This is a genomic window from Trinickia dabaoshanensis, from assembly GCF_002879885.1.
In the GTDB taxonomy this organism is placed as follows: domain Bacteria; phylum Pseudomonadota; class Gammaproteobacteria; order Burkholderiales; family Burkholderiaceae; genus Trinickia; species Trinickia dabaoshanensis.
The window spans coordinates 91,195-114,592 of the sequence record NZ_PNYA01000025.1 but is presented as its reverse complement, the minus strand read 5'-3'; the positions used below and the strand labels follow the sequence as shown (position 1 = coordinate 114,592).

Sequence of the window (23,398 nt, the reverse complement as noted above, 5' to 3'; positions counted from 1 at the left end):
CCGGTTTTTTTGCGGCCTTCGCAAGCGCCCCAAATGAAGCGCTTCGCGATGGCCGGCTTAGAACTGCCACCAGGACTTCTTCGTGCCGGCGCGCGGATGGCCCGTGATATACGGACTATCCGGGAAGGTTCCGGCCAGCACGCGGCGCGTGTCGTCGGCGAGCTTCGTTTCATTGAGCTTCGTGTACGACAACATCATGATGTGAAGCGCGTCCTCGATCGCGGGTGCGTTCTTGTATTCCTTGACGGCCGTCTGCGCGCGGTTGATCGCCGCGACGTAGGCACCGCGCCGATAGTAGTAATCGGCCGCATGAACTTCGTACGAGGCGAGCGCGTTCACGATGTAGCGCATGCGCGCGGCCGCATCCGGCGCGTACTTGCTGTCGGGATATTTATCCACGACGACCTTGAAGGCATCGTACGACTGGCGCAGCGACTTCGGATCGCGTTCGCTCATGTCCTGGCCCGAGAAGCGCCCGAACAGACCGAGGTCGTCGTTGAAGTGAATCATCCCCTTCAGGTAGTACGCATAGGAGATATCCGGGTGATCGGGGTGCAGCCGAATGAAGCGATCGATGGCTTCGTCCGCGGCGGCGGTTTCACTGTCTTTCCAATTGCAATAGGCGACGTTGATTTCCGCCTGTTGAGCAAAATGACCGAACGGGTCGCGGCCTTCGAGTGCCTCGAAGTATTTTGCGCACTTGCCCCAATCGCCGCTCGTCAATGCATCTTGGGCCTCCGAGTATAATTTGTTATTTGCCCAGCTCGCCGTCTCATCGGTCTTTTGCGGCAGGCCGTGGCAGCCTGCCACGAGCACCGCGGCCGCGACAAGGGCCAGGCCGGCCGAAGCGGAATGGACCGCACGCTTCGCCGCGCGGCTTGCCGCGCACGAGGCCGTGCGCATCATGGTGTTGAAGGCTCGCCGCATTTCTCCACGCTTCCTAGCAATCAGTCTCACTCAGTGACCCAGTTTCAATGACCCGCACACGTCCTTCCGGCAACATGCTCGGCCCTATCGATGAAAGCGCCGATTATAGCCGAAGCGGCAGCCCCGCCGACGCTTGCGCAGACAAGGCCTCGAATATGCCGCCCGCCGCTCGCGCGCTCAGCCCCGCTCATGCTTCCGACGATGCGCTCCGCGTCGCACTCGTACCGGCCGCGCTCGCCGGAGAGCGGCTCGACAAGGTGCTCGCCAAGGTGTTTCCGGAATACTCGCGCAGCCGCTTGCAAAGCTGGACCGAGGCCGGGCGCGTCTTGCTGAACGGCGCCCCCGCGAAAGTGCGTCAGGCCGTGCCGCTCGACGCGCGCATCGAGCTTACCCCCGATCGCCTGCCTGAGCAGCTTGCGTTTACCCCGGAGCCGGTGCCGCTCGACGTCGTCTACGAAGACGACGCGCTCGTCGTCATCGATAAACCCGCCGGTCTCGTCGTGCATCCGGCCGCAGGCAATTGGAGCGGCACGATCCTGAACGGGCTGCTGCATCGTTACCCCGACGCGGCCGGTTTGCCGCGCGCCGGCATCGTCCATCGGCTCGATAAGGAGACGTCGGGCTTGATGGTGATCGCGCGCACGCTCGAAGCCCAAACCGATCTCGTGCGGCAATTGCAGGCGCGCACCGTCAAGCGCCGTTATGTCGCGCTGGTGTGGGGCGCGATGCCCGCTGAAGGCATCATCGATGCGCCGATCGGACGCGATCCGCGCGAACGCACGCGTATGGCGGTCGTCGCGGGTGCGTCTGGAAAGAGCGCGCGTACGCGTTTTCGGCTCGTCGATCAAACGATTTGGAAGCAACAAACCGTCAGCGCGGTTCATTGCGATCTCGAAACGGGGCGCACGCATCAGATTCGTGTGCATTGCGCGCATGCCGGGCATCCGTTGCTGGGCGACCCGGTCTACGGTAGCGCGCGCGGGCGCCGTTCGAGTGCGCCGTTACCCGGCGGCTTTGCGCGGCAGGCCCTGCATGCATGGCAACTCGGGCTCGTGCATCCGGGCACGGGACGGCCGATGCGTTGGCGAGCCGATTTGCCCGACGATATGGCCGAACTCGTGCAAGCGCTCGGCTTCGGGAACGATGCCGCGCAGTTCGAACAGGGCGAGTTCGACGACGAGACGTACGACGAATCGGAAGCGATGCAGGTAGGTTACGAAGACGAGGACGACGACGCCGATCTCGAATGACTGTGGGCGGGCACACACCGCCGTCGCGCCGGGCTCGCGCTCGGCACATAGAAGCCGCCTATGGATCGAATGCCGGATCGGCAAACGAACGAATCGAGAAGGCAACCGAATATGACGAAATCCGATCAATTGTCGCTAAGTGAGCCGCTTTTGACCGAAGCCGATTGCCTGCGTCCGGCTTGGGATGTATCGCCGCGCGTACGCGCACTCGTGACGACGCGCTCGGGCGGCGTCAGCTTGCCGCCCTACGGCCGCTGGAGCGGCGGGCGCGAAGCGGCGGGCGGCTTGAACTTGGGATTGCATACGGGCGACGATCCCGCTCGCGTCGCGTGCAATCGGACACGCCTGTTGTCGCTCGCGGGCGTGCGGGCCGCGTGGCTCGAGCAGGTCCACGGCGACGAACTCGTGCGTGCCGATGAAGTGCCGTCCGATACGCCCGCGCGGGCCGACGCGAGCGTGACGTCGGTTCCGGGCGTCGCTTGTCTCGTGATGGTGGCCGATTGCCTGCCGGTGCTGCTGTGCGATGAACAAGGCCGCGCGGTCGGGGCGGCGCATGCGGGCTGGCGTGGTCTCGTTGCCGGCATCGTCGAAAAGAGCGCGAGACGGGTTGCCGATCTCGCGCAATGCCCCACGGACACGCTGCACGCGTATCTCGGGCCGGCCATCGGCCCGAGCGCCTTCGAAGTCGGCGACGACGTGCGAGACGCGTTCATGGCGGCCGCCGCGGCTACCGAGCGCGAGGCTACCGCGCAAGCGTTCGTGCCGCGCGTGGGTACGCCGGGCAAGCACTTGGCCGATTTATACGCGCTCGCGCGCCTGCGCCTTGCGCGGCTCGGCGTGACGCGCGTCACGGGCGGGGACGCTTGCACGGTGACCGATCGGGAGCGCTTTTATTCGTACCGGCGCGATCGCGTGACGGGCCGGATGGCCGCGCTTGTTTGGCTAGCCGATTAACGCCGGGGCACCCCCGCGCCGCACAACGGCGCTACTACGAAAGCCCCAGGCGGCGCCCTGCGGGCGGCGGCTCTCGTTTATGCGAGCGCGCGCACATGCCGATGGCGCTTGGCTTGCGCGCGCGCCATCGACATCGGGAAAACGATAATAAAAAACCTATCGCGCTGCGGCAAAATCGGTCCGAAGCATTGACATGCCTCGTGGCGGGGAGCAAGAATGACCGCTCGCAAGGGTGAGCGCAGCGAGGGTCGCGAGGGTTCGCCCACGTATGCTCGACGCCCGCCTCTCAACCAGTCTTCCTAGACTCACGGCCAAAAGCGGGTATGACTGCATCAAAACGTCAATCGACTTCTTCTCACTCCGAAACTTCTTCGAGCCGCGAGCAGCAAGCCGAAGCGGGTAACGCGGACATGCAACGGATGTTCGAGGCTTGGATGGGCGCGTGGCGCTCGTTGGCCGATCCGAGCAAGTGGCCCACGGCGCAAGCGGGCGCGACGCCCGGTCAGGCGGGCAATGGGCAGGCGGGCAATGGAGCGTTTCCATTCGCTTTCCAGATGCCGCAAATGCCCCCGATGCCTCCGATGCCGGCCATGTCCGCGATGGGGCTGCCTTCGATGTCCGACGCCCAACAGGCATTCGCCGGCATGAAGCTGCCCGTCGCCTCGATCTCGCCCGAGCGCCTGCAGGCGCTGCAAGCCGATTACTCGCGCGATTGCCTCGCGCTGTTGCAGCAGGCGAGCGGGACCGGCAACGCGGCGCCCGAGTTGCCCGATCGGCGCTTCAACTCCGACGCCTGGAAAGCGACGCCCGCGTTCGCCTATACGGCCGCCTGGTATTTGCTCAACGCGCGTTATCTGCAAGCGTTGGCCGATGCTGTGGAAGCCGACGCGAAGACGCGCGAGCGGATTCGATTCGCGGTGCAGCAGTGGACGGCGGCAGCCTCGCCCAGCAACTTCCTCGCGCTGAACCCCGAGGCGCAAAAGGCGCTGCTCGATACGCACGGCGAGAGCCTGCGGCAAGGCGTCATGAACCTGTTGGCAGACATGCGCCGCGGCAAGATTTCGCAGAGCGACGAGTCGCGCTTCGTCGTCGGCAAGAACATCGGCGCGACCGAAGGCGCGGTCGTCTTCGAAAACGAACTGATTCAACTGATCCAATACAAACCGCGTACGCCGAGCGTGTTCGAGCGGCCGCTGTTGATGGTGCCGCCTTGCATCAACAAGTTCTACATTCTCGATCTGCAGCCCGAAAGCTCGCTCGTCGCGCACGCGCTCGAATCCGGACATCAGGTCTTCATGATCTCGTGGCGCAATGTCGATGCGTCGCTAGCCGGCAAAACCTGGGACGACTACGTCAATGACGGTGTGCTGGCCGCGATCGACGTCGTCAAAAGCGTGAGTGGGCGAGAGCAGATCAACACGTTCGGCTTCTGTATCGGCGGAACGATGATCGCCACCGCACTCGCGGTGCTCGCGGCGCGCGGGGAGCATCCGGCGGCATCGATGACGCTGCTCACCGCGATGCTCGATTTCTCGGATACGGGCGTGCTCGACGTCTTCGTCGACGAGGCTCACGTGCGTATGCGCGAACAAGCGATCGGCGGCGGCAACGGCGCGCCGCCGGGGCTCATGCGCGGTATCGAATTCGCCAATGCGTTCTCGTTTTTGCGGCCCAACGATCTCGTATGGAACTACGTGGTCGACAACTATCTCAAAGGGCGCACGCCTGCACCGTTCGACTTGCTTTATTGGAACGGCGATTCGACGAATCTTCCCGGGCCGATGTACGTCTGGTATCTGCGCAACACGTATCTCGAGAACAAGCTGCGCGAGCCGGGCGCGTTGAGCGTTTGCGGCGAGCCGCTCGATCTGTCGCGCATCGACGTGCCGACGTTCATCTACGGCTCGCGGGACGACCATATCGTGCCTTGGCGTACCGCCTATGCGTCGGCACCGTTGTTGACGGGACCGCAGCGGTTCGTGCTCGGCGCATCGGGGCACATCGCGGGGGTCATCAATCCGCCGGCGAAGGGCAAACGCAGTTATTGGTCGCATGAAGGCAATGAGAAGACGCTGCCAGAGAACCCGGACGACTGGTTCGAGCAAGCCGTCGAGAAGCCCGGTAGCTGGTGGCCGGACTGGATGGCATGGCTCGAGCCGTACGGCGGCAAGAAAGTGAAGGTCCGCGCGCAGCTTGGATCGGCCGAATATCCGGTCATCGAGCCGGCGCCGGGCCGATACGTTCAAGAGCGCGATTGATCGCGTCCAACCAGATTTCCAACTACGATGCGCGGCTCATCGTTCGAGCCGCCTCACCCGCAAGGAGTCACAAATGACTGACGTAGTGATCGTATCGGCCGCTCGCACCGCCGTGGGCAAATTCGGCGGTTCGCTCGCGAAGATTCCGGCGCCGGAACTCGGCGCAACGGTCGTTCGGGCGGTGCTCGAGCGTGCGGGCGTCAAGCCCGAGCAGGTGAGCGAGGTCATTCTGGGCCAAGTGCTCACGGGCGGCTCGGGCCAAAACCCGGCGCGCCAGTCGCTGATCAAGGCGGGCTTGCCCGCCGCCGTGCCGGGCATGACCATCAACAAGGTATGCGGTTCGGGTTTGAAGGCCGTGATGCTGGCCGCGAATGCGGTGATCGCGGGCGACGCCGACATCGTGGTGGCCGGCGGCCAAGAGAACATGAGCGCGGCGCCGCACGTGCTGCCGGGTTCGCGCGACGGTTTCCGCATGGGCGATGCCAAGCTGGTCGACACGATGATCGTGGACGGGTTGTGGGATGTCTACAACCAGTATCACATGGGCATCACGGCCGAGAACGTCGCCAAGGAATACGGCATTACGCGCGAGGAGCAGGATAAGTTTGCCGCGCTTTCGCAAAACAAGGCCGAGGCGGCGCAAAAGGCCGGGCGCTTCGACGACGAAATCGTTCCGGTCCAGATTCAGCAGCGCAAGGGCGACCCGATCAGCTTCGTGACCGACGAGTTCGTCCGTCATGGCGTGACGGCCGATGCACTGTCGAGCCTAAAGCCTGCTTTCTCGAAGGAAGGCACGGTGACGGCGGCGAATGCATCGGGCATTAACGATGGCGCCGCGGCCGTGCTCGTGATGTCGGCGAAGAAGGCCGAGGCGCTCGGCTTGACGCCGCTTGCGCGCATCAAGGCTTACGCCAATGCCGGCGTCGATCCGAAAGTGATGGGCATGGGCCCGGTGCCGGCATCGCGCCGTTGCCTAGAGCGCGCGGGCTGGTCGGTCGGCGACCTCGATCTGATGGAGATCAACGAGGCGTTCGCTGCGCAGGCGCTCGCGGTCCATAAGCAAATGGGCTGGGATACGTCGAAGATCAACGTGAACGGCGGCGCGATTGCGATCGGCCATCCGATCGGCGCATCGGGCTGCCGCATTCTCGTAACGTTGCTGCACGAGATGCAAAAGCGCGACGCGAAGCGCGGGTTGGCCTCGCTTTGCATCGGCGGCGGGATGGGCGTCGCATTGGCGGTCGAGCGCTTCTGATCGAAGCGCGAAGCGCCGCCGCCCTGGGCAGTGCGCGGCGGTACAGACGAGGGGCGCCGCGAGGCGCTCGCAAGAAAAACAGGAATGGAGCGTGACTCATGACTCAGCGTATTGCTTACGTAACGGGCGGGATGGGCGGCATCGGCACTGGTATCTGCCAGCGCCTGCATCGGCAAGGCTTCAGGGTGGTGGCCGGCTGCGGGCCGAACTCGCCGCGGCGTGTCACTTGGCTCGAGCAGCAGAAGGCGCTCGGCTACGATTTCGTCGCCTCGGAAGGTAACGTCGGCGATTGGGAATCCACCAAGAACGCATTCGACAAGGTGAAGTCCGAAGTGGGCGAGGTCGACGTGCTCGTGAACAACGCCGGTATCACGCGCGACGTCGTGTTCCGCAAGATGACGCACGAGGATTGGACGGCCGTCATCGACACGAACTTGACGAGCCTGTTCAACGTCACGAAGCAAGTGATCGACGGCATGGTGGAGCGCGGCTTCGGGCGCGTCATCAACATTTCGTCGGTGAACGGACAGAAGGGCCAGTTCGGGCAGACGAACTATTCGACGGCCAAGGCCGGCATTCACGGCTTCACGATGGCGCTTGCGCAGGAAGTGGCGACCAAGGGCGTGACGGTCAACACGGTATCGCCGGGCTATATCGGTACGGATATGGTGAAATCGATCCGCTCGGACGTGCTCGAAAAGATCATTGCGACCATTCCGGTCCGCCGGTTGGGCACGCCGGAGGAAATCGCCTCGATCGTCGCTTGGCTCGCCTCCGATGAGTCGGGTTTCTCGACCGGCGCCGATTTTTCGCTGAACGGCGGCTTGCACATGGGCTGATGCGTTTTGCGCCGGCCGCGGCTCATATTGCGGCTGGCGTAAAACGCGTTAAAGTGTATGGGTTTCGGGGGTCCGGTTCGCTGCGGGAGACGCGGCGAACTACGAGGGCGCCGTTATTGCGCTGTGTTGCGTTCATAAAAGGCATTACATGTCGACTACAAAGAAAACAGCCGAACGATTCATTAAAAAGTACCCGAACCGTCGGCTCTACGACACGGAAACGAGCACGTACATCACGCTCAGCGACGTGAAACAGCTCGTGCTCGATCAGGAGGACTTCAAGGTCATCGATGCGAAGACCAATGAAGATCTGACGCGCAGCATCTTGCTGCAGATCATCCTCGAAGAGGAGAGCGGTGGCGTGCCGATGTTTTCTTCGTCGATGCTCTCGCAGATCATCCGGTTCTACGGTCATGCGATGCAAGGGATGATGGGCACGTACCTGGAAAAGAACATCCAGGCGTTCATCGATATCCAAAACAAGCTCGCCGAGCAATCGAAGAACCTCTATGAAGGCAACGCGCTCAATCCCGAGGTCTGGTCACAGTTCATGAACATGCAGGCGCCGATGATGCAAGGGATGATGACGAGCTACATCGAGCAGTCGAAGAACATGTTCGTGCAGATGCAAGAGCAGATGCAGAACCAGGCCAAATCGATGTTCAGCTCGTTTACGTTCAATAAGCCAGGTACCGGCCCGGAACCGGAAAAGAAGTAGGTCCTGTCGCAAGCGTCGCTTGCTCTTAGGTAGCTGGGTGCCGCGGGTATCCGCGGCTGGCTTGCTCGCTCCTCTTACGGCGTCGCCGAGATCGGCTCGCCGCTTCATTCGAAATGCCGCCTTTATTCGCGCGGCCATTCCCTCTCTCGTTTTGGGCGACGTGCCGGTTGCACGCCCCCATCCCGTTCCCTCTTGCTCGTCGGTGGCCCGGTGGCCCGGTGGCAGGGGGTGAAACCGTCGGATTTTCGGCGGAACTCGCTTGAACGTTTGAATATGCGCTGATGATCGTCCCCTCATGCCAATTACATCGAGGCGCGAACACACGGTTCGTGCCGAGCCATTCGCTGAGCCCGTCGAGTTCGGCGGTCGAAGTGATGTATCAACATCGTTGACACATTGAAGAGAGGTGCTTACCATGAATGCCGTATCAACGCGTAGATACATTCATTTCGATCCGAGGCGAGACGGGCCTTCCCGATGCGGCGCATCGCTGGTCGAGCCGTTCTTCCCCACGGTCCATTCATGGGGTCTCACGATGGCGGTTCAAATGTTGAAGCGGTGGGGCAACAGCCTCGCTGTGCGCATCCCGGCGAGCGTTGCCCTGGAAGCCCGGTTGGCGGAGGGGCAGGCGATCGACGTCGTCGTGGTCGACGGTAAGGTTCAGATTTCCGCGTGCAGGGCGATCAAGCGCTTTTCCCGCGAGCGATACCTGCAGCAATTGCGGGACGGTAAGCTCGAGCAGCATGCCGACATCGATTTTGGCGGTGCCTATGGCTCCGAATTCGGCGGGCCGGAAGAGCCGCGTTGATTGGCAACCGAGAGCGTACGTATGCACAACGACGTCCCGGAGGCCGGCGACATTATTCGGCTCTATGTCGGTCCTAGCAAAGGGAACGAACAAGACGGCTATCGCGCCGTGGTGGTCCTGACGGACAGTGAGATCAACGCGCTGACGGGCCGAGTGGTGGGATTGCCGATTACGTCCACGATTCGAGGCTGGGAAACGGAGATCGCCATCGCGAGCCTGGAGCGCCCGGGCGTGGCACTCGTCGATCAAATCGTCAATCTGTCCTTCAAAGCGCGTGACGTTCGTCACAACGGCGAGCGCGCGTCCGAAGAAGAAATGGAAGCGATCCGCTACGCGGTGCGCGCGTTTCTCGATCTGTAGAAGGCGCCGGATGGGCATCTTGGCACTGTCGGCGCGTCATGCGGCCCGCCACTGCAGACGCGCGCCGCATCGCGGTACAATACACGGTTAGTCCGGGAGGCGGCGCGATGACCCTTGCGCACGATCAGGTCGCCCGGAGTCATTGCCATTCGCTGGATCACTTCATGCCGCACACTCCCTCTTCCGCCGTACCCGCCCAGGCTACTTCCACGCCGGTCGCGCCCAAGGTCGGTTTTGTCTCGCTGGGCTGCCCCAAGGCGCTCGTCGATTCCGAGCAGATCATCACCCAATTGCGCGCCGAGGGCTACGAGATATCGGGGACGTACGACGGCGCCGATCTGGTCGTCGTCAACACGTGCGGCTTCATCGACGAAGCCGTGCAGGAAAGCCTCGACGCGATCGGCGAAGCATTGACCGAAAACGGAAAGGTGATCGTCACGGGGTGCCTCGGCGCGAAGAAAAGCGCGAGCGGCTCCGGGCTCATCGAAGAAGTGCACCCGAAGGTGCTCGCGGTCACGGGGCCCCACGCCGTGGGTGAAGTGATGCAGGCCGTGCACAGTCATCTGCCCAAGCCGCACGATCCCTTCGTCGATCTCGTGCCGGCCGCGGGCATCAAACTCACGCCGCGTCACTACGCCTATCTGAAGATTTCCGAGGGCTGCAACCATCGTTGCGCGTTTTGCATCATCCCGTCGATGCGCGGCGATCTCGTCTCGCGGCCGGTCGCCGAAGTTATGCTCGAGGCCGAAAACCTCTTCAAATCCGGCGTCAAGGAACTGCTCGTCATCTCGCAGGACACCAGCGCTTACGGTGTGGACGTCAAATTTAGAACCGGATTCTGGAACGGAAAGCCGCTCAAAACGCGGATGACGGAACTCGTCGGCGCGCTCGGCGAGCTCGCGGCGCAATACGGCGCGTGGGTGCGGCTGCACTATGTCTATCCGTATCCGCACGTCGACGAAATCATCCCGATGATGGCCGAGGGCCCGCTCAAGGGCCACGTGCTGCCGTATCTGGACATTCCTTTCCAGCATGCCGATCCCGAGGTGCTCAAGCGCATGAAGCGTCCGGCCAATGCGGAGCGCACGCTCGAGCGCGTGGCGGCGTGGCGGCGTGGCGCCGGGTCTGCCCCGAACTGACGATCCGCAGCACGTTCATCGCCGGTTTCCCGGGCGAGACGGAAGCCCAGTTCGAAACGCTGCTCGAGTTCATTCGTGCGGCGGAACTCGATCGCGTCGGTTGCTTCGCATACTCGCCGGTCGAAGGCGCGAGCGCCAATGAGCTCGACGGTGCGTTGCCCGACGAAGTGCGCGAAGAGCGCCGCGCTCGCTTCATGGGAGTCGCGGAGGAAGTGTCCTCGCGCCGGTTGAAGCGCAAGGTCGGTAAAACGCTCAAAGTCCTCATCGACGAAGTGAACGCCGACGGCGGCATTGGCCGCACGGCGGCAGATGCGCCGGAAATCGACGGCGTCGTCTATGTGGCGCCGGCGTCGAAGGCGTCCAAGCGCTACAAGGCCGGCGATTTCGTGTCGGTCAGGATCACGGGCGCGGACGGCCACGACCTATGGGGCGAGGTCTGAGCGCACCGAGCGTGCGACCGCGCGCGCCCGTTGCGCTGCGCGGTATGCGAGCGATGGTGCTGTGCGCCCCGGAGCACGATGTGCTCGAGAGCGGGAGGGATCCAATGTTGAGCCGCGGTCACCTAGTCCGGCATGGAGGTCTTCATGCCCTCTGTAGGATCGTGCTGGCGCGATCGTTGTCGGCGCTGTTGATCGCCGGCGCATCGCTCAATTGCGCATGGGCCCAGCAGGCAACGCTGCCGGCGGCTGCGATTGCCGACGAAGCCGACGACGCGGCCGGCTGGGTGGCGCAGCAGCGTTCGGATGCGGCAGCCGCGGTCTCCCAAGGCCGGTCCGATGCCGCCGCATCGATCGCCATTCAAGCTTCGGACGCCGCCGGCGCGATCGCGCAGCAATCCGCCGATGCCGCCGCTTTCGCGGTGCCGCGTGTGCCGCGGCCTCTCGTGCCCAATCCCGAGTACGCCCATTTCCCGTCCTACGCCGGCATGCTCGGCGCGCGGCGTATCGTATTGCGTCTCGGCAAGAAAACCGACGATCCGACGGGCGTCCACGGCGAATACCAATTCGCCGACACGGGCCAGGTGGTGCTCGTGGCGGGCGATCGCGAAGGCGACGTCCTAGAGATTGAAGATTCCGCCGACGGTAGCGCTATCGCGGGCAATTGGGTCGGTCGCTTCACGAGCGACGGCTCGCTTGCCGGAGACCGCATGAACGCGGACGATTCCAACCCGCTGCCGTTCGTCCTCCATCCGCTCCCAAGCCCTTTATCGACGCATTGACCATGACCGATTCCGCATCGTCCCGCGCACGCCAGACCCGCATCGTCCATCCCGATCTCGAGCTCGCTCCTGGTTTCGAGTCGTTCGCGACACCCGTGATGCGCGCGTCCACCGTCGTCTTTCCCGACTTGGCCGCCGTACGTGGCGCCGATTGGCGCAACGACGCGCAATGGCGTTATGGGCTGCACGCTACCCCGACCTCGGCCGCGCTCATGCAGCGGCTCGCTCAAATCGAAGGCGGCAAGCATGCGCTGCTGCAGCCGTCGGGCTTGTCGGCGATTTCGAATGTGTACTTCGGCCTCGTCAAAGCAGGCGACGACGTGTTGATCCCCGATAACGTCTATTCGCCCAATCGCGAGCTCGGCAATTGGCTCGCGCATGATTTCGGTCTGTCGGTGCGCTACTACGATCCGATGGTCGGAGCGGGGATCGCGGATCTGATCCAGCCGAACACGCGTCTGATCTGGATCGAGGCGCCGGGCTCGGTGACGATGGAAGTACCCGATGTGCCCGCGATCGCCGCCGCGGCGCGCGCGCGCAAGGTCGTCACCGCAATCGACAACACGTATTCGGCCGGACTCGCGTTTCGTCCGCTCGAACATGGAGTAGACATTTCGGTGCAAGCGCTGACGAAGTATCAGTCGGGCGGCAGCGATGTGCTCATGGGCGCGACGATCACGGCGAGCGACGAGCTGCATCACGCGCTCAAGCTTGCGCGTATGCGCATGGGGATCGGCGTCTCCGTCGACGATTGCTCGCTCGTGCTGCGCAGTTTGCCGAGTGTGAAGGCACGGTTCGAGGCACACGACCGCAGTGCGCTGGCGCTGGCGCATTGGCTGAAGGCGCGTCCGGAGATCTCGGCCGTCTTGCATCCGGCGTTACCCGATTGTCCGGGACATGCCGAGTTCATGCGCGACTTTTCCGGGGCAGGGGGGCTGTTCTCGGTGATATTCGACGAGCGTTACAGTGCATCGCAAGTCGATGCGTTCGTCGAGGCGCTCGAACTCTTCGCCATCGGCTGGAGTTGGGGCGGCGCGCATAGCTTGGCGATGCCGTACGACATCGCGTCGATGCGCTCCGCGTCGCGCTGGCCGCACCGGGGCATATTGGTGCGCTTTTACGTGGGGCTCGAAGAAGAAACCGACCTGCGCGACGATATCGAGCGCGCCATGGGGCTTGCGTTGCGCTAAGCAACCGGAGGTAGCAGCAAGAGTGAGCGCGGGCCTGCGCGCTCACTTCGACATCGCGTGCCCGCGAATCTCAGAACAGACGCAGCAAACCGTCGAGGCCTACGTGATTGAACGCGACGCTGGCCGCCGCGCGAACGACCGGCTTAGCGCGAAACGCGACCGACAAACCGGCTTCGGCCATCATTTCCAGATCGTTCGAACCATCGCCCATCACAATGGCTTGCGATGTGGTGATACCCAGCTTGGCGCAGGTTTCCCGCACGGTCCGCGCTTTCACGCTCGCGTTCACGATTTCTCCCACAACCTTGCCTGTCAATTTCCCGTCGACGATCTCGAGCGTGTTCGCATGCGCGAAATCGAGCCCGAGTTGCGCTTTCAGCCGCTCGGTGAAGAACGTGAAGCCGCCCGATACGAGCAATGTGCGAAGGCCGGCGGCCTTGGCGGCAGCGAGCATCGTTTCGGCGCCGGGCGAAAGCCTTAGACGTTCGGCAAAGACCTGTTCGAGCGCTTGCGCGTCGAGCCCTTTGAGCAGCGCGACGCGCGCTGTCAGGCTTTCGTTGAAGTCTTTGATCTCGCCGCGCATCGACGCTTCGGTGATCGCCGAGACTTCGGCTTTGAGCCCGCAAAAATCGGCGATTTCATCGATGCATTCGATCGTGATCAGCGTCGAGTCCATATCCATGGCAACGAGCCCGAAGTCGCGCAGGGCGCGGCCGGACGGCACGTACGCGTAATCGAGCGCGTGAGTCGCGCAATACGACTCGATGTCCGGGCGCTGAGCCGGATCGGCTTCGGCGATACGAAGCGCGCAAAGGTCGATCGAATGCGCTTGCCCACCGCGCGCGAGCGCGACGAGCGGCTTGACGTGGGCGGCCGCTAACGGCTCGGGGCTTTGTACGACGAGATTCATGAACGATGCGCCAAGGAGTGCCGCCGGAGCCGGCGGGCGACAAATGCGGCTATTGTAGCCGGTTCGATCCGCTGCGCCCGATCGTCGCAACGGTCGCGGCATGAAGCTTGCCGCACTCGTAGCCGAAGCCGATGCGCGTGCTGGCTTGGCGCGGAGCGCGCCGATCCAACCCGATAACGATGCCGGGCGCAAGCGGGGCAACCCCCCACTGGCCGAGGCAGTCTTTCGCTCGAGTTGGGATTAGACTGGGAGCGCGTCATCGACATCGACCGCGCCGCCTGGCGCGGCTAGCCAGGAGGTGCACATGAGGGGTCGTCTGAAACCTGTAGCCGTTTGGCTTTCCGTCGCCACGTTCGCAGCCGCGCTCGCCGGACTGGCGCAGGCGGCACCGCCCATTACGATCACGTCGAAGACACCGGCTGACGGGCCGATCAAGTACACGGTCAAGGTCGCATCGAAAACGTACGGCGACGTGCAGGACACGCGGACGATTCGTTCGGGGCAGACCGACGACTACACGTGGAAGAACACGCCGTCCGGTAGTGCGGTGACCGCATTGGAACAATGCCCGAACTACGGATCGATGTCGCTCGATGCGAACGGCACGGTGCAGCGGCAGATGCGAATCCGGCTCGCGCCGACGGTTGCCGCCGACGGTACCGCGACGGTTCAGATGAGCGTGCAGGCTAGCACCCCGCGCGGCAAGTCGTCCGTCAAGGTGCACGGCAAGGTGCTCCAATGCCCGAGCGTCGCGACGCTTAGCCAAGTGGTGCGCTTTACGATGCCGACGAACGGCAGCGCGAAGACGGTCAGCCTCAGCGACGGCACGCAAGTAACCGTTTCCGCGCAGCGTTAGTCCGATAGCCCGATAGCGCCTTCTAGCCGCCGGCGTTTGCTCGATCAACGCCGGGCGCTTCGTTCCGTCAGCCTTGCCGCAAGGAATACATGGTCGGCGCTGAACAAGCGCCGATACGTGAGCAAGACCGCGCCGACGGTGCCCAGCGCCGATGCCGCGGCGATCAAAAACATGATGACGATCTGGTAGCGCACTGCTTGCAGCGGCGATTGGCCCGCGAGCACTTGGCCCGTCATCATTCCCGGCAAGCTGACCACGCCGACCACCGCCATTTGATTGAGTGTCGGGATCATCCCCGCGCGCACGGCCCCGCGCGCCGGGCCGCGCGCGGCTTCCCAGCGCGTGGCGCCGAGTGCGAGCGCCATTTCCACGCGGTCGCGCCGCGCGGTCAACTCCTCGGTCATGCGTTCGATCGCGAGCGAAACGCCCGTTAGCGTGTTCCCGAGAATCATGCCGAGGATGGGGATCGCGTACTGCGGCTCGTACCAGGGATGGATGCGCATGACCGCGAACAGACCCACGGCCGCGATGAGCCAAGCGCTCAGCCAGATCGAGACGAGGCTGTCGAGGTGCTGGCCCGCATAAGTGTGCGCGCCGCGCGCCGCGCCGGCGAAACCGGCGATGATCGTCATCAAAGCCATCAGCGCCAGCACGACGTACCAGCGATCGACGGAAAACACCCAGCCCAAGACATAGCCGACGAGCAGCAATTGGACGACGGTGCGCACGGCGGCCAACGCAAGCTGGCGTCCGAGCCCCAACGAGAGGGCAATCGAGATCGCGCCGTTGACGACGATGAGCAGCGCGGCGATCGCGACGTCGACCAAACTCAATTCATGCAAGACGGGGTTCACGTGCGGGTCTCCCGATGATCGGTGAGGGTGCCGGCGTGCATCGTCAGCCGTCGTTCGCCGACCCGCTCGGCCTGCGCCGGATCGTGTGACACCCAAATCGATGCCCGCGCCGCGCGGTCGGCGTCGAACCACGCTTGCACGAGCGACTCGATGGCGCGTGCCGACTGCGGGTCGAGCGAGGCGGTGGGCTCGTCTAGCAGCAAAACTTCAGGTGCGAGCTGCAGCACACGGATCAGCGCGGCAACCTGTCCTTCGCCGCCTGAAAGATCGCTCGCGCGTTTGGACAAAAAGTCCGCGTCTTTGCCGGCGGCAGCGACGAGCCGCGCAGCGTGCTCGCGGTCGAACCGCGCATCGCGGTAGGCGCGCAGCGAGTACGGATAGCGCAGATTGTCTTCGACCGTCCCGTCGATGAGCGCGGGCCGCTGCTGCACGTAGGCGACGCTGCGCCGGTACCGTGTAATCGCATGACGTTCGACGCGCCGGCCATGCCACAGCAACTCGCCGCCGTCGCTCGGATCGAGCATGGCAAGCACGCGCATGAAGACGCTCTTACCCGAACCCGACCGTCCGATGACGGCAACGCGCTCGCCCGCGCCCAGCGAGAAGTCGAGCGGACCAAGCAACGTCGCCGCCGTGCGGGCGGCCCGCCGGAGAACGGCGCGCGCTTCGATGAGGGGGGAGACTGTCATCTGATGGATTCGAGCGAATGTGCGCGGTTCGCGAACGGGCATGATAGACCATGGCTCGGGTCGCGCGGCACGTCGATTGCTGCGAAATCGACCAGGAAAGCGGTGCGCGCCGCAATGGCGTCGCGTCGCGCCGCCCAATGAACCATCGAGACCCTGTGCATGCCGCATCCCGCCACCGCCGGTCGCATCGCCGGCAAAATTCTCGCCTGGATCGTCGTCGTCGTGCTCGTGCTGTGCGCCGCGCTGGCAATTTTCGTCGTCACTTTCGATTGGAACCGGGCTCGGCCGTGGGTCGACGATAAGGTCACCCAAGCGATCGGGCGGCCGTTCGCGATCAACGGCGACTTAAGGGTGGGTTGGCAACATCCCACGAACGAACATGGTTGGCGCGCATGGGTGCCCTGGCCGCGGTTCACCGCCTATGACGTCACGATCGGCAACCCGCCATGGGCGTCCTCGATGACGTTCGCCCGACTCGATTCGATCAGCTTCGACGTGAAGGTGCTGCCGCTGCTGGCGCACGTCATTTCGATTCCGTCGATCGATCTCGTCAACCCGTCCGTCGACCTCGAGCGGCTCAAGGACGGGCGAGAGAATTGGACGTTCACACTGCCGAAGTCGAGCACCCCCTCGAACTGGACGCTGCGCCTGGCCGATCTGACGGTCGCCAAGGCCCACATCGCGCTGTCCGATGCGATGAAGCAAGTGTCGTTTCACGTGAACGTCGACACGCTCGGTAAGCCGTTGCCGATCGGCGAGGTTATGAAGGAGCAGGAAAAGGCCTCGAGAGGCACGGCCGCCAACGTCATCGGCGAGCGCGGCGCGCGCAAGCTCGCGGCGCAGGAGCAGGGCGCGTCGGGCCCGCAGCAAGCGTCGGCCGAGATTGCGGCATCGAGTCCGCAGCCGTCGTCGACTGTGCCTGCTTCCGCCTCGTCGGCACCGCAGGCGTCGGATGCGCAGACACGCTCGCGCTCGTCGCTCGTCTACGCACTCGCTTGGCAAGCGAACGGAACTTACCGCAAGGCCGACATCTCGGGCACCGGCAAGCTCGGCGGCGTGCTTGCCTTACGCGACCCCACGCGTCCTTTCCCGATGCAGGCGGACATCAAGATCGGCGATACGCGTCTTGCGCTCGTCGGCACGCTGACCGACCCGGTCCATTTGTCCGCGCTCGATTTGCGCGTGTGGCTGCAGGGTCAAGATCTCGCTCATCTGTACTCTATCCTCGGCGTAACGTTGCCCCAAACGCCGCCTTACGCGACCGATGGCCACTTGGTCGGGCACTTCCAAACGGGTGCGAGCGAATTTACGTACAGCGATTTCACGGGGCGCGTCGGCGGCAGCGACTTGGCGGGCACGCTCACGTATGCGCAGCGCAAACCGCGGCCGTCTCTGACCGGGCATGTCACCTCCAATCTATTGCAGTTCTCCGATCTCGCGCCCATCATCGGGGCCGATTCGAACGCGAGCAAGGCACGGCGCGGGGAGAGCGTCAAGCAACCGAGCACGCGGGCGCTCCCGGTGGAACCGTTTCACACCGACCGCTGGAAGGCGATCGATGCGAACGTGACCTTCAAGGGCCGGCGGATCATCAAAGATCCGGCGCTGCCGATCACGGATCTCGATGCGCACGTCATCTTGAAAGACGGCGTGTTGACGTTCGAGCCGTTGAATTTCGGCGTCGCGGGCGGGACCTTGTCTTCCGATTTTCACCTCGACGGCTCGAAAGAACCGCTGCAGGCGCGCATGAAGCTATCGGCGCGGCATCTGAAGCTCAAACAACTGTTCCCGACGCAAAAGACGATGCAATCGGCGATGGGCGAGATCAATGGAGACGCGAGCTTGTCGGCGACGGGCAATTCGCCGGCTGCGTTGGCCGGTACGCTCGACGGCGAGGTCAAGGCGTTGGTCACGCAGGGCAAGCTGAGCCGATTGATCCTGGAGGCGGCGGGCCTGAACGTGGCGAACGTCGTCTACGAAAAGCTCTTCGGCACGCACGATGTGGAAATCAATTGCATGGCCGCCGATTTCAACGCGACGAACGGCGTGCTGGACACGCGCACGTTCGCGCTCGATACGTCGGACGCCGTCGTCGGCATGGCCGGCAAGATCGACTTGAAAGACGAGACGATGGACTTGACCATCCATCCGCACACGAAGGGCTTCCGGATCTTTACGCTACGCTCTCCGCTGTACGTGAAGGGGACGTTCAAAAAGCCCGACGTGGGCGTGGACAAGACATCGCTCGCGCTGCGGGCGGGCGCGGCGGTGGGACTTGGATTGATCAATCCGTTCGCGGCCTTGATTCCGTTGATTGCTCCGAGCCATACGAAGTCGACGCCTTGCGACGCGCTTTTGGCACAGATGACCAAAGCGCCGAAGGCGCCCCCGCCCGGGGCGCATCCGGCACACTAAGGGCGTGCGGACGCACGGGGCCGGAGCAGCCGGCGGCGGCAAGCGGGTGGGGTGGGCGAAAGCTTGGTAAAATGTCGAGTTTTTCGCCGATTACCATTCGAAGGGACGCGCCGTGCTGTCTACCGCCAATATCACCATGCAATTCGGGCCGAAGCCCTTGTTCGAGAATATCTCGGTCAAGTTCGGCGAGGGCAACCGCTACGGTCTCATCGGCGCCAACGGCTGCGGCAAGTCGACGTTCATGAAGATCCTCGGCGGCGACCTCGAGCAAAGCTCGGGCACCGTCATGCTGGAGCCGAACGTGCGTCTGGGCAAATTGCGCCAGGACCAATTCGCTTACGAGGACATGCGCGTGCTCGACGTCGTCATGATGGGCCACACGGAGATGTGGGCCGCGATGACCGAGCGCGACGCGATCTATGCGAACCCCGAGGCGACCGACGACGACTACATGCACGCGGCCGAGCTCGAGGCCAAGTTCGCCGAGTACGGCGGCTATACGGCCGAGGCCCGCGCGGGCGAGCTGCTGCTCGGTATCGGCATCGCCATCGAGGATCACAACGGTCCGATGAGCAACGTTGCGCCGGGCTGGAAGCTGCGCGTGCTGCTCGCGCAGGCGCTGTTCTCGAATCCCGACGTGCTGCTCCTCGACGAGCCGACGAACAACCTCGACATCAACTCGATTCGCTGGCTGGAGAATATCCTCAACGAGTACAACTCGACGATGATCATCATCTCCCACGATCGTCACTTCTTGAACCAGGTCTGCACGCACATGGCGGACATGGATTACGGCACGCTGAAGATCTATCCGGGCAACTACGACGACTACATGCTCGCATCGACGCAAGCCCGCGAGCGGCAGGCCGCGGCCAACGCGAAGGCGAAGGAGCGTATCTCCGACTTGCAGGACTTCGTGCGCCGCTTCTCGGCGAACAAATCGAAGGCCCGTCAGGCGACGAGCCGCCTCAAGCAGATCGACAAGATCAAGATCGAGGAATTCAAGCCGTCCTCGCGCCAAAACCCGTTCATTCGTTTCGAGTACGAAAAGAAGTTGCACAACATCGCGGTGGTGGCCGAGCACATCACGAAGCGTTACGAGCGCACGATCTTCGAAAACTTCGATTTGAGCGTGCAGCCGGGCGAGCGGATCGCGATCATCGGCGAGAACGGTGCGGGCAAGACGACGTTGCTGCGCGCGCTGTATGGCAATCTGACGCTCGACGGCGGCTCGATCAAGTGGGCCGAGAACGCGAACGTCGGCTATATGCCGCAGGACACGTACGAGGAATTCCCGGACGACGTCACGTTGACCGATTGGATCGACGCCTACCGCAAGGAGGGCGACGACGATCAAATGGTGCGCGGCACGCTGGGTCGTTTGCTGTTCAATGCCGACGACATCAAGAAGTCCGTCAAGGTCCTCTCGGGTGGCGAGAAGGGACGCATGATCTGGGGCAAGCTGATGCTGGGCCGCCACAACGTGCTGCTGATGGACGAACCGACGAACCACATGGACATGGAGTCGATCGAGTCGCTGCAGATCGCGCTCGATAAGTACGAAGGCACGCTGATCTTCGTCTCGCACGACCGCGAGTTCGTCAGCGGCTTGGCCAATCGCATCATCGAAGTGCGCACGGACGGCAAGCTGTACGACTTCGGCGGCAATTACGAGGAATTCCTCACGAGCCAAGGCCTGCAGTAACGGTCCCACGGCGTCCCAAGGCGCCGCATGATCGCTTTGAGCAAACCCGCGCCGGGACGAGTGAATCGTGCCGGCCGATCGATGCAAACGCCGCACTGAGTAAAATGGGCGAGTCGAAACCCACAAGGTGAACACTCGCATGAAAATCTACGATCGGCTTTACATCGGCGGCCAATGGCTCACCCCCTCGGGCACGGGCACCATCGACGTCATCGATTCGGGCACCGAAGCGGTGATGGGCCGTATTCCCGAAGGTGCGGTCGCCGACGCCGAGGCAGCGGTCGAAGCGGCGAAGCTTGCCTTCGACAGTTGGGCGGCCACCCCCGCCGCTACTCGCGCCGGCTATCTCGAGAAGATCGCCGCCAACCTGAAGGCACGGACCGACGCATTAGCCGCGTCCATTTGCGGCGAAGTGGGGATGCCCCTCAAACTCTCGCGCGCGATCCAAGTCGGCAGCCCTGTCTATAACTGGAATCTCTATGCCAAACTCGCGCGCGAATTCGAGTTCGAAGCGCACGTCGGCAATTCCGTCGTGGTGCGCGAGCCGGTAGGCGTCGTGGCGGCAATCACGCCTTGGAACTACCCCCTCAACCAAATCACGCTCAAAGTGGCCGCCGCGCTCGCCGCAGGCTGCACCGTCGTGCTCAAACCGTCCGAGGTCGCGCCGCTCAACGCGTTCATGCTGGCCGAGGCGATCGACGAAGCGGGGCTGCCCGCCGGCGTATTCAATCTCGTCAGCGGCTACGGCCCCGTCGTGGGCGAGGTCATCGCCAGCCATCCGTTCGTCGATATGGTTTCGTTCACCGGTTCGACGCGCGCGGGCAAGCGCGTGGCCGAATTGGCCGCCGCGACCGTCAAGCGCGTCGCGCTGGAATTAGGCGGTAAGTCCGCCTCCGTCGTGCTGGACGACGCCGATCTCGCGACCGCCGTGAAAAGTACGGTCGCGGCGTGTTACTTGAACTCCGGCCAAACGTGCTCGGCGCACACGCGTCTCATCGTGCCCGCAGCACGCTATCAAGAAGTGCGGGAACTGGCGAAGGCCGCCGCCGAGGCATTCGTCGTGGGCGATCCCCGCGACGAAGCCACGCGCCTCGGGCCGCTTGCGTCCGCCGCGCAACTGTCGCGTGTGCGCGAGTACATCGAGCGCGGCATCGCCGAAGGCGCCGAACTCGTCACGGGCGGCGCGCATATGCCGGATGGTTTGACCAAAGGGTATTTCGTGCGACCGACGGTCTTCGGCCGCGTGCACCCGAAAGCGACGATCGCCCAGGAAGAGATCTTTGGCCCGGTTCTGTCGATCTTGACCTATGAAGACGAGGAGGAAGCCGTGCGGATCGCCAACGATTCGATCTACGGCTTAGGCGGCGCGGTGTGGGCCGGCAGCGACGAGCGCGCGATCGCCGTGGCCCGGCGCATCCGGACTGGGCAAGTCGACATCAACGGCGGTGCCTGGAACATGCAAGCCCCGTTCGGCGGCTTCAAGCAATCGGGCTATGGCCGCGAAAACGGCGTCTACGGCTTGGAGGAGTATCTCGAGTACAAGTCGATGCAACTGAAGGTGCCGAAGCCGGCATGACGCATTGCAAGGGCCACCGCGCGGCCTGAGGCGCGACCGGCTGTCGCACCGCGGCATGCCTTGACCCTGACTTGATTGGGGTCAACCCCTCTCGGCCGAAACCCACAAAGAATGTAGGGGTTTCGACGAGAGGGAATCGACATGCAAGCCAACCGCTGCACCACAATCAAGCAATTCACTATCGCGGCATCGCTTATCAGCGCTTCGCTGGCCGCACCTTCCGCGTTCGCAGCCGACGACGCAGCGTCCACGGCCCCGCCCGTCATGGCAGCCACCGCCACGCCGGGTTATGCCGGCAACGGCGCGCTACATGCCGGCGATTGGCTGGTGCGGTTACGGGCGATCAGCATCGAGCCGGCCGCCCGCACGACAGAAACGCTTTCGGCGCTCAACGTGGGCGTGAACAATGCGATCGTGCCGGAACTCGACTTCACGTACATGATTCGCGATTACCTGGGCGTGGAGTTGATTCTTGCGACGTCGCGGCACCAGGTGACGTCCAGCCTCGGTAACTTGGGCGGAGTCGGTGTGCTGCCGCCCACGATCTTGCTGCAGTACCACTTCAATCACCAAGGGCGTATCAGGCCCTACGTCGGTGCGGGCTTTAACTACACGCTGTTTTACAACAACGGTCTGAACGCGGGCGGGCAGTCGATCTCGATCGACAACCACAGCTTCGGCCCGGCCGTGCAAGCGGGCGTCGACGTGCAGATCACGAAGCGCCTGTACCTGAACGCGGACATCAAGAAGATTTGGATGAAGACCGGCGCATCGCTGAACGGCCAGTCGCTCGGGACGCTGCATATCGACCCGCTCGTCGTGGGCCTCGGTGTGGGCATGAAGTTCTGACCGAGACGCGGCACGCGCCGCTATCCCGCCTCACTAGCGCATTCGAACGCCGGCTCACCCCGGCGTTTTTCGTTTGCGGCGGCGATGCCGATTCAGAGCTTGTCGTCCCGGAAACGCATCGCCTTGCCTTCGCGCTCGATGCGCACCCAGACGGCACGCTTTTCGGTGTCGCTCATGAAGACCCAATTCGAGACTTCCGACGCCGTGCGGCCGCAGCCTTTGCAGACTTCGTCGAAAAGCGTCGAGCAGACGCCGATGCAGGGGCTGTCGGGAAGCGCGTGGAGGTTGGATGCCATGAAACCATTTCTCGATTGCGGGTGCGAACCGTATGGTAGCCGAGCCCGCGCGTGCGCTGCGAAACTCCATACCGCCAACGGGGCGGCGCGGCCCGGCGTGCTTGCCGCCGGCTGCAGGCTATCCGAAAGGCTAACCGAGGTTTTTTTCAAGTGGACAAGGGCCTATAACCCGATAAAATTGCGCCCGATTCGACATTGGGTACCGCGCGCAGTCGTGGGGTCCACACGGACGACGGCGGGCGTTTGTGCCGTTTGCGCGACAGCTAGTCCGAGCGGCTCGCATTTTTGTGCCGCGCGCCAATGATTGATGGTAGCTTTCGGGTTTTTCACA

At 63.6% G+C, this 23,398-nt stretch carries 20 protein-coding genes and 1 pseudogene; 16 read left to right on the top strand and 5 right to left on the bottom strand.

What is annotated here, in order from left to right:
* Nucleotides 1–57 precede the first annotated feature (57 nt).
* A complete protein-coding gene (locus tag C0Z18_RS24190) occupies nucleotides 58–903 on the bottom strand; it encodes an outer membrane protein assembly factor BamD (protein WP_102647996.1) in 846 nt (281 codons plus the stop codon).
* A gap of 71 nt (nucleotides 904–974) precedes the next feature.
* Here C0Z18_RS24190 and C0Z18_RS24185 point away from each other — a divergent pair, with 71 nt between their 5' ends.
* The 11 genes and pseudogenes from C0Z18_RS24185 (at nucleotide 975) to C0Z18_RS24135 (ending at nucleotide 12,917) form a co-directional block, all read left to right on the top strand.
* Nucleotides 975–2,177, top strand: a complete 1,203-nt coding sequence (locus tag C0Z18_RS24185; RefSeq protein ID WP_102647977.1) for an RluA family pseudouridine synthase — start codon at nucleotides 975–977, stop codon at nucleotides 2,175–2,177.
* A gap of 111 nt (nucleotides 2,178–2,288) precedes the next feature.
* Nucleotides 2,289–3,131 (top strand): peptidoglycan editing factor PgeF, encoded by an 843-nt coding sequence (gene pgeF / locus C0Z18_RS24180; protein WP_102647976.1) that lies wholly within the window; start codon nucleotides 2,289–2,291, stop codon nucleotides 3,129–3,131.
* A gap of 323 nt (nucleotides 3,132–3,454) precedes the next feature.
* Nucleotides 3,455–5,389 carry a class I poly(R)-hydroxyalkanoic acid synthase gene (gene phaC / locus C0Z18_RS24175; protein ID WP_102647975.1) on the top strand — a complete coding sequence of 645 codons (1,935 nt, stop codon included), beginning with the start codon at nucleotides 3,455–3,457 and terminating at the stop codon, nucleotides 5,387–5,389.
* A gap of 73 nt (nucleotides 5,390–5,462) precedes the next feature.
* Nucleotides 5,463–6,644: an acetyl-CoA C-acetyltransferase gene (locus C0Z18_RS24170; RefSeq protein WP_102647974.1), complete on the top strand. Its 1,182-nt coding sequence runs from the start codon at nucleotides 5,463–5,465 to the stop codon at nucleotides 6,642–6,644.
* 98 nt (nucleotides 6,645–6,742) lie between these two features.
* Entirely contained in the window at nucleotides 6,743–7,483 is a 741-nt protein-coding gene (locus C0Z18_RS24165) for a 3-ketoacyl-ACP reductase (RefSeq protein ID WP_102647973.1), read from the top strand.
* 148 nt (nucleotides 7,484–7,631) lie between these two features.
* On the top strand, nucleotides 7,632–8,201 hold the full coding sequence (gene phaR / locus C0Z18_RS24160) for a polyhydroxyalkanoate synthesis repressor PhaR (RefSeq protein WP_102647972.1): 570 nt from the start codon (nucleotides 7,632–7,634) through the stop codon (nucleotides 8,199–8,201).
* 415 nt (nucleotides 8,202–8,616) lie between these two features.
* Nucleotides 8,617–9,009 carry an AbrB/MazE/SpoVT family DNA-binding domain-containing protein gene (locus C0Z18_RS24155; RefSeq protein ID WP_233217458.1) on the top strand — a complete coding sequence of 131 codons (393 nt, stop codon included), beginning with the start codon at nucleotides 8,617–8,619 and terminating at the stop codon, nucleotides 9,007–9,009.
* 21 nt (nucleotides 9,010–9,030) lie between these two features.
* Complete coding sequence (locus C0Z18_RS24150; protein WP_102647995.1) at nucleotides 9,031–9,369, top strand: type II toxin-antitoxin system PemK/MazF family toxin; 339 nt, start codon at nucleotides 9,031–9,033, stop codon at nucleotides 9,367–9,369.
* Nucleotides 9,370–9,533: 164 nt separating this feature from the next.
* Nucleotides 9,534–10,948, top strand: a pseudogene (gene rimO, locus C0Z18_RS24145) (30S ribosomal protein S12 methylthiotransferase RimO).
* A gap of 176 nt (nucleotides 10,949–11,124) precedes the next feature.
* Entirely contained in the window at nucleotides 11,125–11,727 is a 603-nt protein-coding gene (locus C0Z18_RS24140; protein ID WP_408647111.1) for a hypothetical protein, read from the top strand.
* Between the two features lie 2 nt (nucleotides 11,728–11,729).
* Nucleotides 11,730–12,917, top strand: coding sequence for a cystathionine beta-lyase (locus C0Z18_RS24135; protein ID WP_102647970.1), 1,188 nt, complete (start codon nucleotides 11,730–11,732; stop codon nucleotides 12,915–12,917).
* 70 nt (nucleotides 12,918–12,987) lie between these two features.
* Here C0Z18_RS24135 and serB read toward each other — a convergent pair whose 3' ends face one another.
* On the bottom strand, nucleotides 12,988–13,827 hold the full coding sequence (gene serB, locus C0Z18_RS24130) for a phosphoserine phosphatase SerB (RefSeq protein ID WP_102647969.1): 840 nt from the start codon (nucleotides 13,825–13,827) through the stop codon (nucleotides 12,988–12,990).
* 304 nt (nucleotides 13,828–14,131) lie between these two features.
* Here serB and C0Z18_RS24125 point away from each other — a divergent pair, with 304 nt between their 5' ends.
* The gene (locus tag C0Z18_RS24125; protein WP_102647968.1) at nucleotides 14,132–14,683 is read left to right on the top strand and encodes a DUF6013 family protein; all 552 of its coding nucleotides are present in this window, start codon (nucleotides 14,132–14,134) and stop codon (nucleotides 14,681–14,683) included.
* Between the two features lie 44 nt (nucleotides 14,684–14,727).
* On the opposite strand, the gene C0Z18_RS24120 is transcribed toward C0Z18_RS24125, so the two are convergent.
* Nucleotides 14,728–15,537 (bottom strand): ABC transporter permease, encoded by an 810-nt coding sequence (locus C0Z18_RS24120; RefSeq protein WP_102647967.1) that lies wholly within the window; start codon nucleotides 15,535–15,537, stop codon nucleotides 14,728–14,730.
* Nucleotides 15,534–16,226: an ABC transporter ATP-binding protein gene (locus C0Z18_RS24115; RefSeq protein ID WP_102647966.1), complete on the bottom strand. Its 693-nt coding sequence runs from the start codon at nucleotides 16,224–16,226 to the stop codon at nucleotides 15,534–15,536. The genes C0Z18_RS24120 and C0Z18_RS24115 overlap by 4 nt, the downstream gene beginning before the upstream one ends.
* Before the next feature lie 159 nt (nucleotides 16,227–16,385).
* On the opposite strand from C0Z18_RS24115, the gene C0Z18_RS24110 reads away from it, so the two are divergent.
* From C0Z18_RS24110 to C0Z18_RS24095, 4 genes are all read left to right on the top strand, one after another.
* Nucleotides 16,386–18,641 carry an AsmA family protein gene (locus tag C0Z18_RS24110; protein ID WP_102647965.1) on the top strand — a complete coding sequence of 752 codons (2,256 nt, stop codon included), beginning with the start codon at nucleotides 16,386–16,388 and terminating at the stop codon, nucleotides 18,639–18,641.
* A gap of 112 nt (nucleotides 18,642–18,753) precedes the next feature.
* Nucleotides 18,754–20,346, top strand: coding sequence for an ABC-F family ATPase (locus C0Z18_RS24105; protein WP_102647964.1), 1,593 nt, complete (start codon nucleotides 18,754–18,756; stop codon nucleotides 20,344–20,346).
* A 139-nt stretch (nucleotides 20,347–20,485) separates the two neighbouring features.
* Nucleotides 20,486–21,922: an aldehyde dehydrogenase family protein gene (locus C0Z18_RS24100; RefSeq protein ID WP_102647963.1), complete on the top strand. Its 1,437-nt coding sequence runs from the start codon at nucleotides 20,486–20,488 to the stop codon at nucleotides 21,920–21,922.
* Between the two features lie 264 nt (nucleotides 21,923–22,186).
* Nucleotides 22,187–22,771, top strand: coding sequence for an OmpW/AlkL family protein (locus tag C0Z18_RS24095; protein ID WP_408647112.1), 585 nt, complete (start codon nucleotides 22,187–22,189; stop codon nucleotides 22,769–22,771).
* Between the two features lie 92 nt (nucleotides 22,772–22,863).
* Here C0Z18_RS24095 and C0Z18_RS24090 read toward each other — a convergent pair whose 3' ends face one another.
* Nucleotides 22,864–23,067, bottom strand: a complete 204-nt coding sequence (locus C0Z18_RS24090; RefSeq protein WP_102647961.1) for a DUF1289 domain-containing protein — start codon at nucleotides 23,065–23,067, stop codon at nucleotides 22,864–22,866.
* Nucleotides 23,068–23,398: the final 331 nt, after the last annotated feature.

Coding starts and splice junctions, on each gene's coding strand:
- C0Z18_RS24190 (WP_102647996.1), bottom strand. CDS start 903: ATGCGCACGGCCTCGTGCGCGGCAAGCCGCGCGGCGAAGCGTGCGGTC.
- C0Z18_RS24185 (WP_102647977.1), top strand. CDS start 975: ATGACCCGCACACGTCCTTCCGGCAACATGCTCGGCCCTATCGATGAA.
- pgeF (WP_102647976.1), top strand. CDS start 2,289: ATGACGAAATCCGATCAATTGTCGCTAAGTGAGCCGCTTTTGACCGAA.
- phaC (WP_102647975.1), top strand. CDS start 3,455: ATGACTGCATCAAAACGTCAATCGACTTCTTCTCACTCCGAAACTTCT.
- C0Z18_RS24170 (WP_102647974.1), top strand. CDS start 5,463: ATGACTGACGTAGTGATCGTATCGGCCGCTCGCACCGCCGTGGGCAAA.
- C0Z18_RS24165 (WP_102647973.1), top strand. CDS start 6,743: ATGACTCAGCGTATTGCTTACGTAACGGGCGGGATGGGCGGCATCGGC.
- phaR (WP_102647972.1), top strand. CDS start 7,632: ATGTCGACTACAAAGAAAACAGCCGAACGATTCATTAAAAAGTACCCG.
- C0Z18_RS24155 (WP_233217458.1), top strand. CDS start 8,617: ATGAATGCCGTATCAACGCGTAGATACATTCATTTCGATCCGAGGCGA.
- C0Z18_RS24150 (WP_102647995.1), top strand. CDS start 9,031: ATGCACAACGACGTCCCGGAGGCCGGCGACATTATTCGGCTCTATGTC.
- C0Z18_RS24135 (WP_102647970.1), top strand. CDS start 11,730: ATGACCGATTCCGCATCGTCCCGCGCACGCCAGACCCGCATCGTCCAT.
- serB (WP_102647969.1), bottom strand. CDS start 13,827: ATGAATCTCGTCGTACAAAGCCCCGAGCCGTTAGCGGCCGCCCACGTC.
- C0Z18_RS24125 (WP_102647968.1), top strand. CDS start 14,132: ATGAGGGGTCGTCTGAAACCTGTAGCCGTTTGGCTTTCCGTCGCCACG.
- C0Z18_RS24115 (WP_102647966.1), bottom strand. CDS start 16,226: ATGACAGTCTCCCCCCTCATCGAAGCGCGCGCCGTTCTCCGGCGGGCC.
- C0Z18_RS24110 (WP_102647965.1), top strand. CDS start 16,386: ATGCCGCATCCCGCCACCGCCGGTCGCATCGCCGGCAAAATTCTCGCC.
- C0Z18_RS24100 (WP_102647963.1), top strand. CDS start 20,486: ATGAAAATCTACGATCGGCTTTACATCGGCGGCCAATGGCTCACCCCC.
- C0Z18_RS24095 (WP_408647112.1), top strand. CDS start 22,187: ATGGCAGCCACCGCCACGCCGGGTTATGCCGGCAACGGCGCGCTACAT.
- C0Z18_RS24090 (WP_102647961.1), bottom strand. CDS start 23,067: ATGGCATCCAACCTCCACGCGCTTCCCGACAGCCCCTGCATCGGCGTC.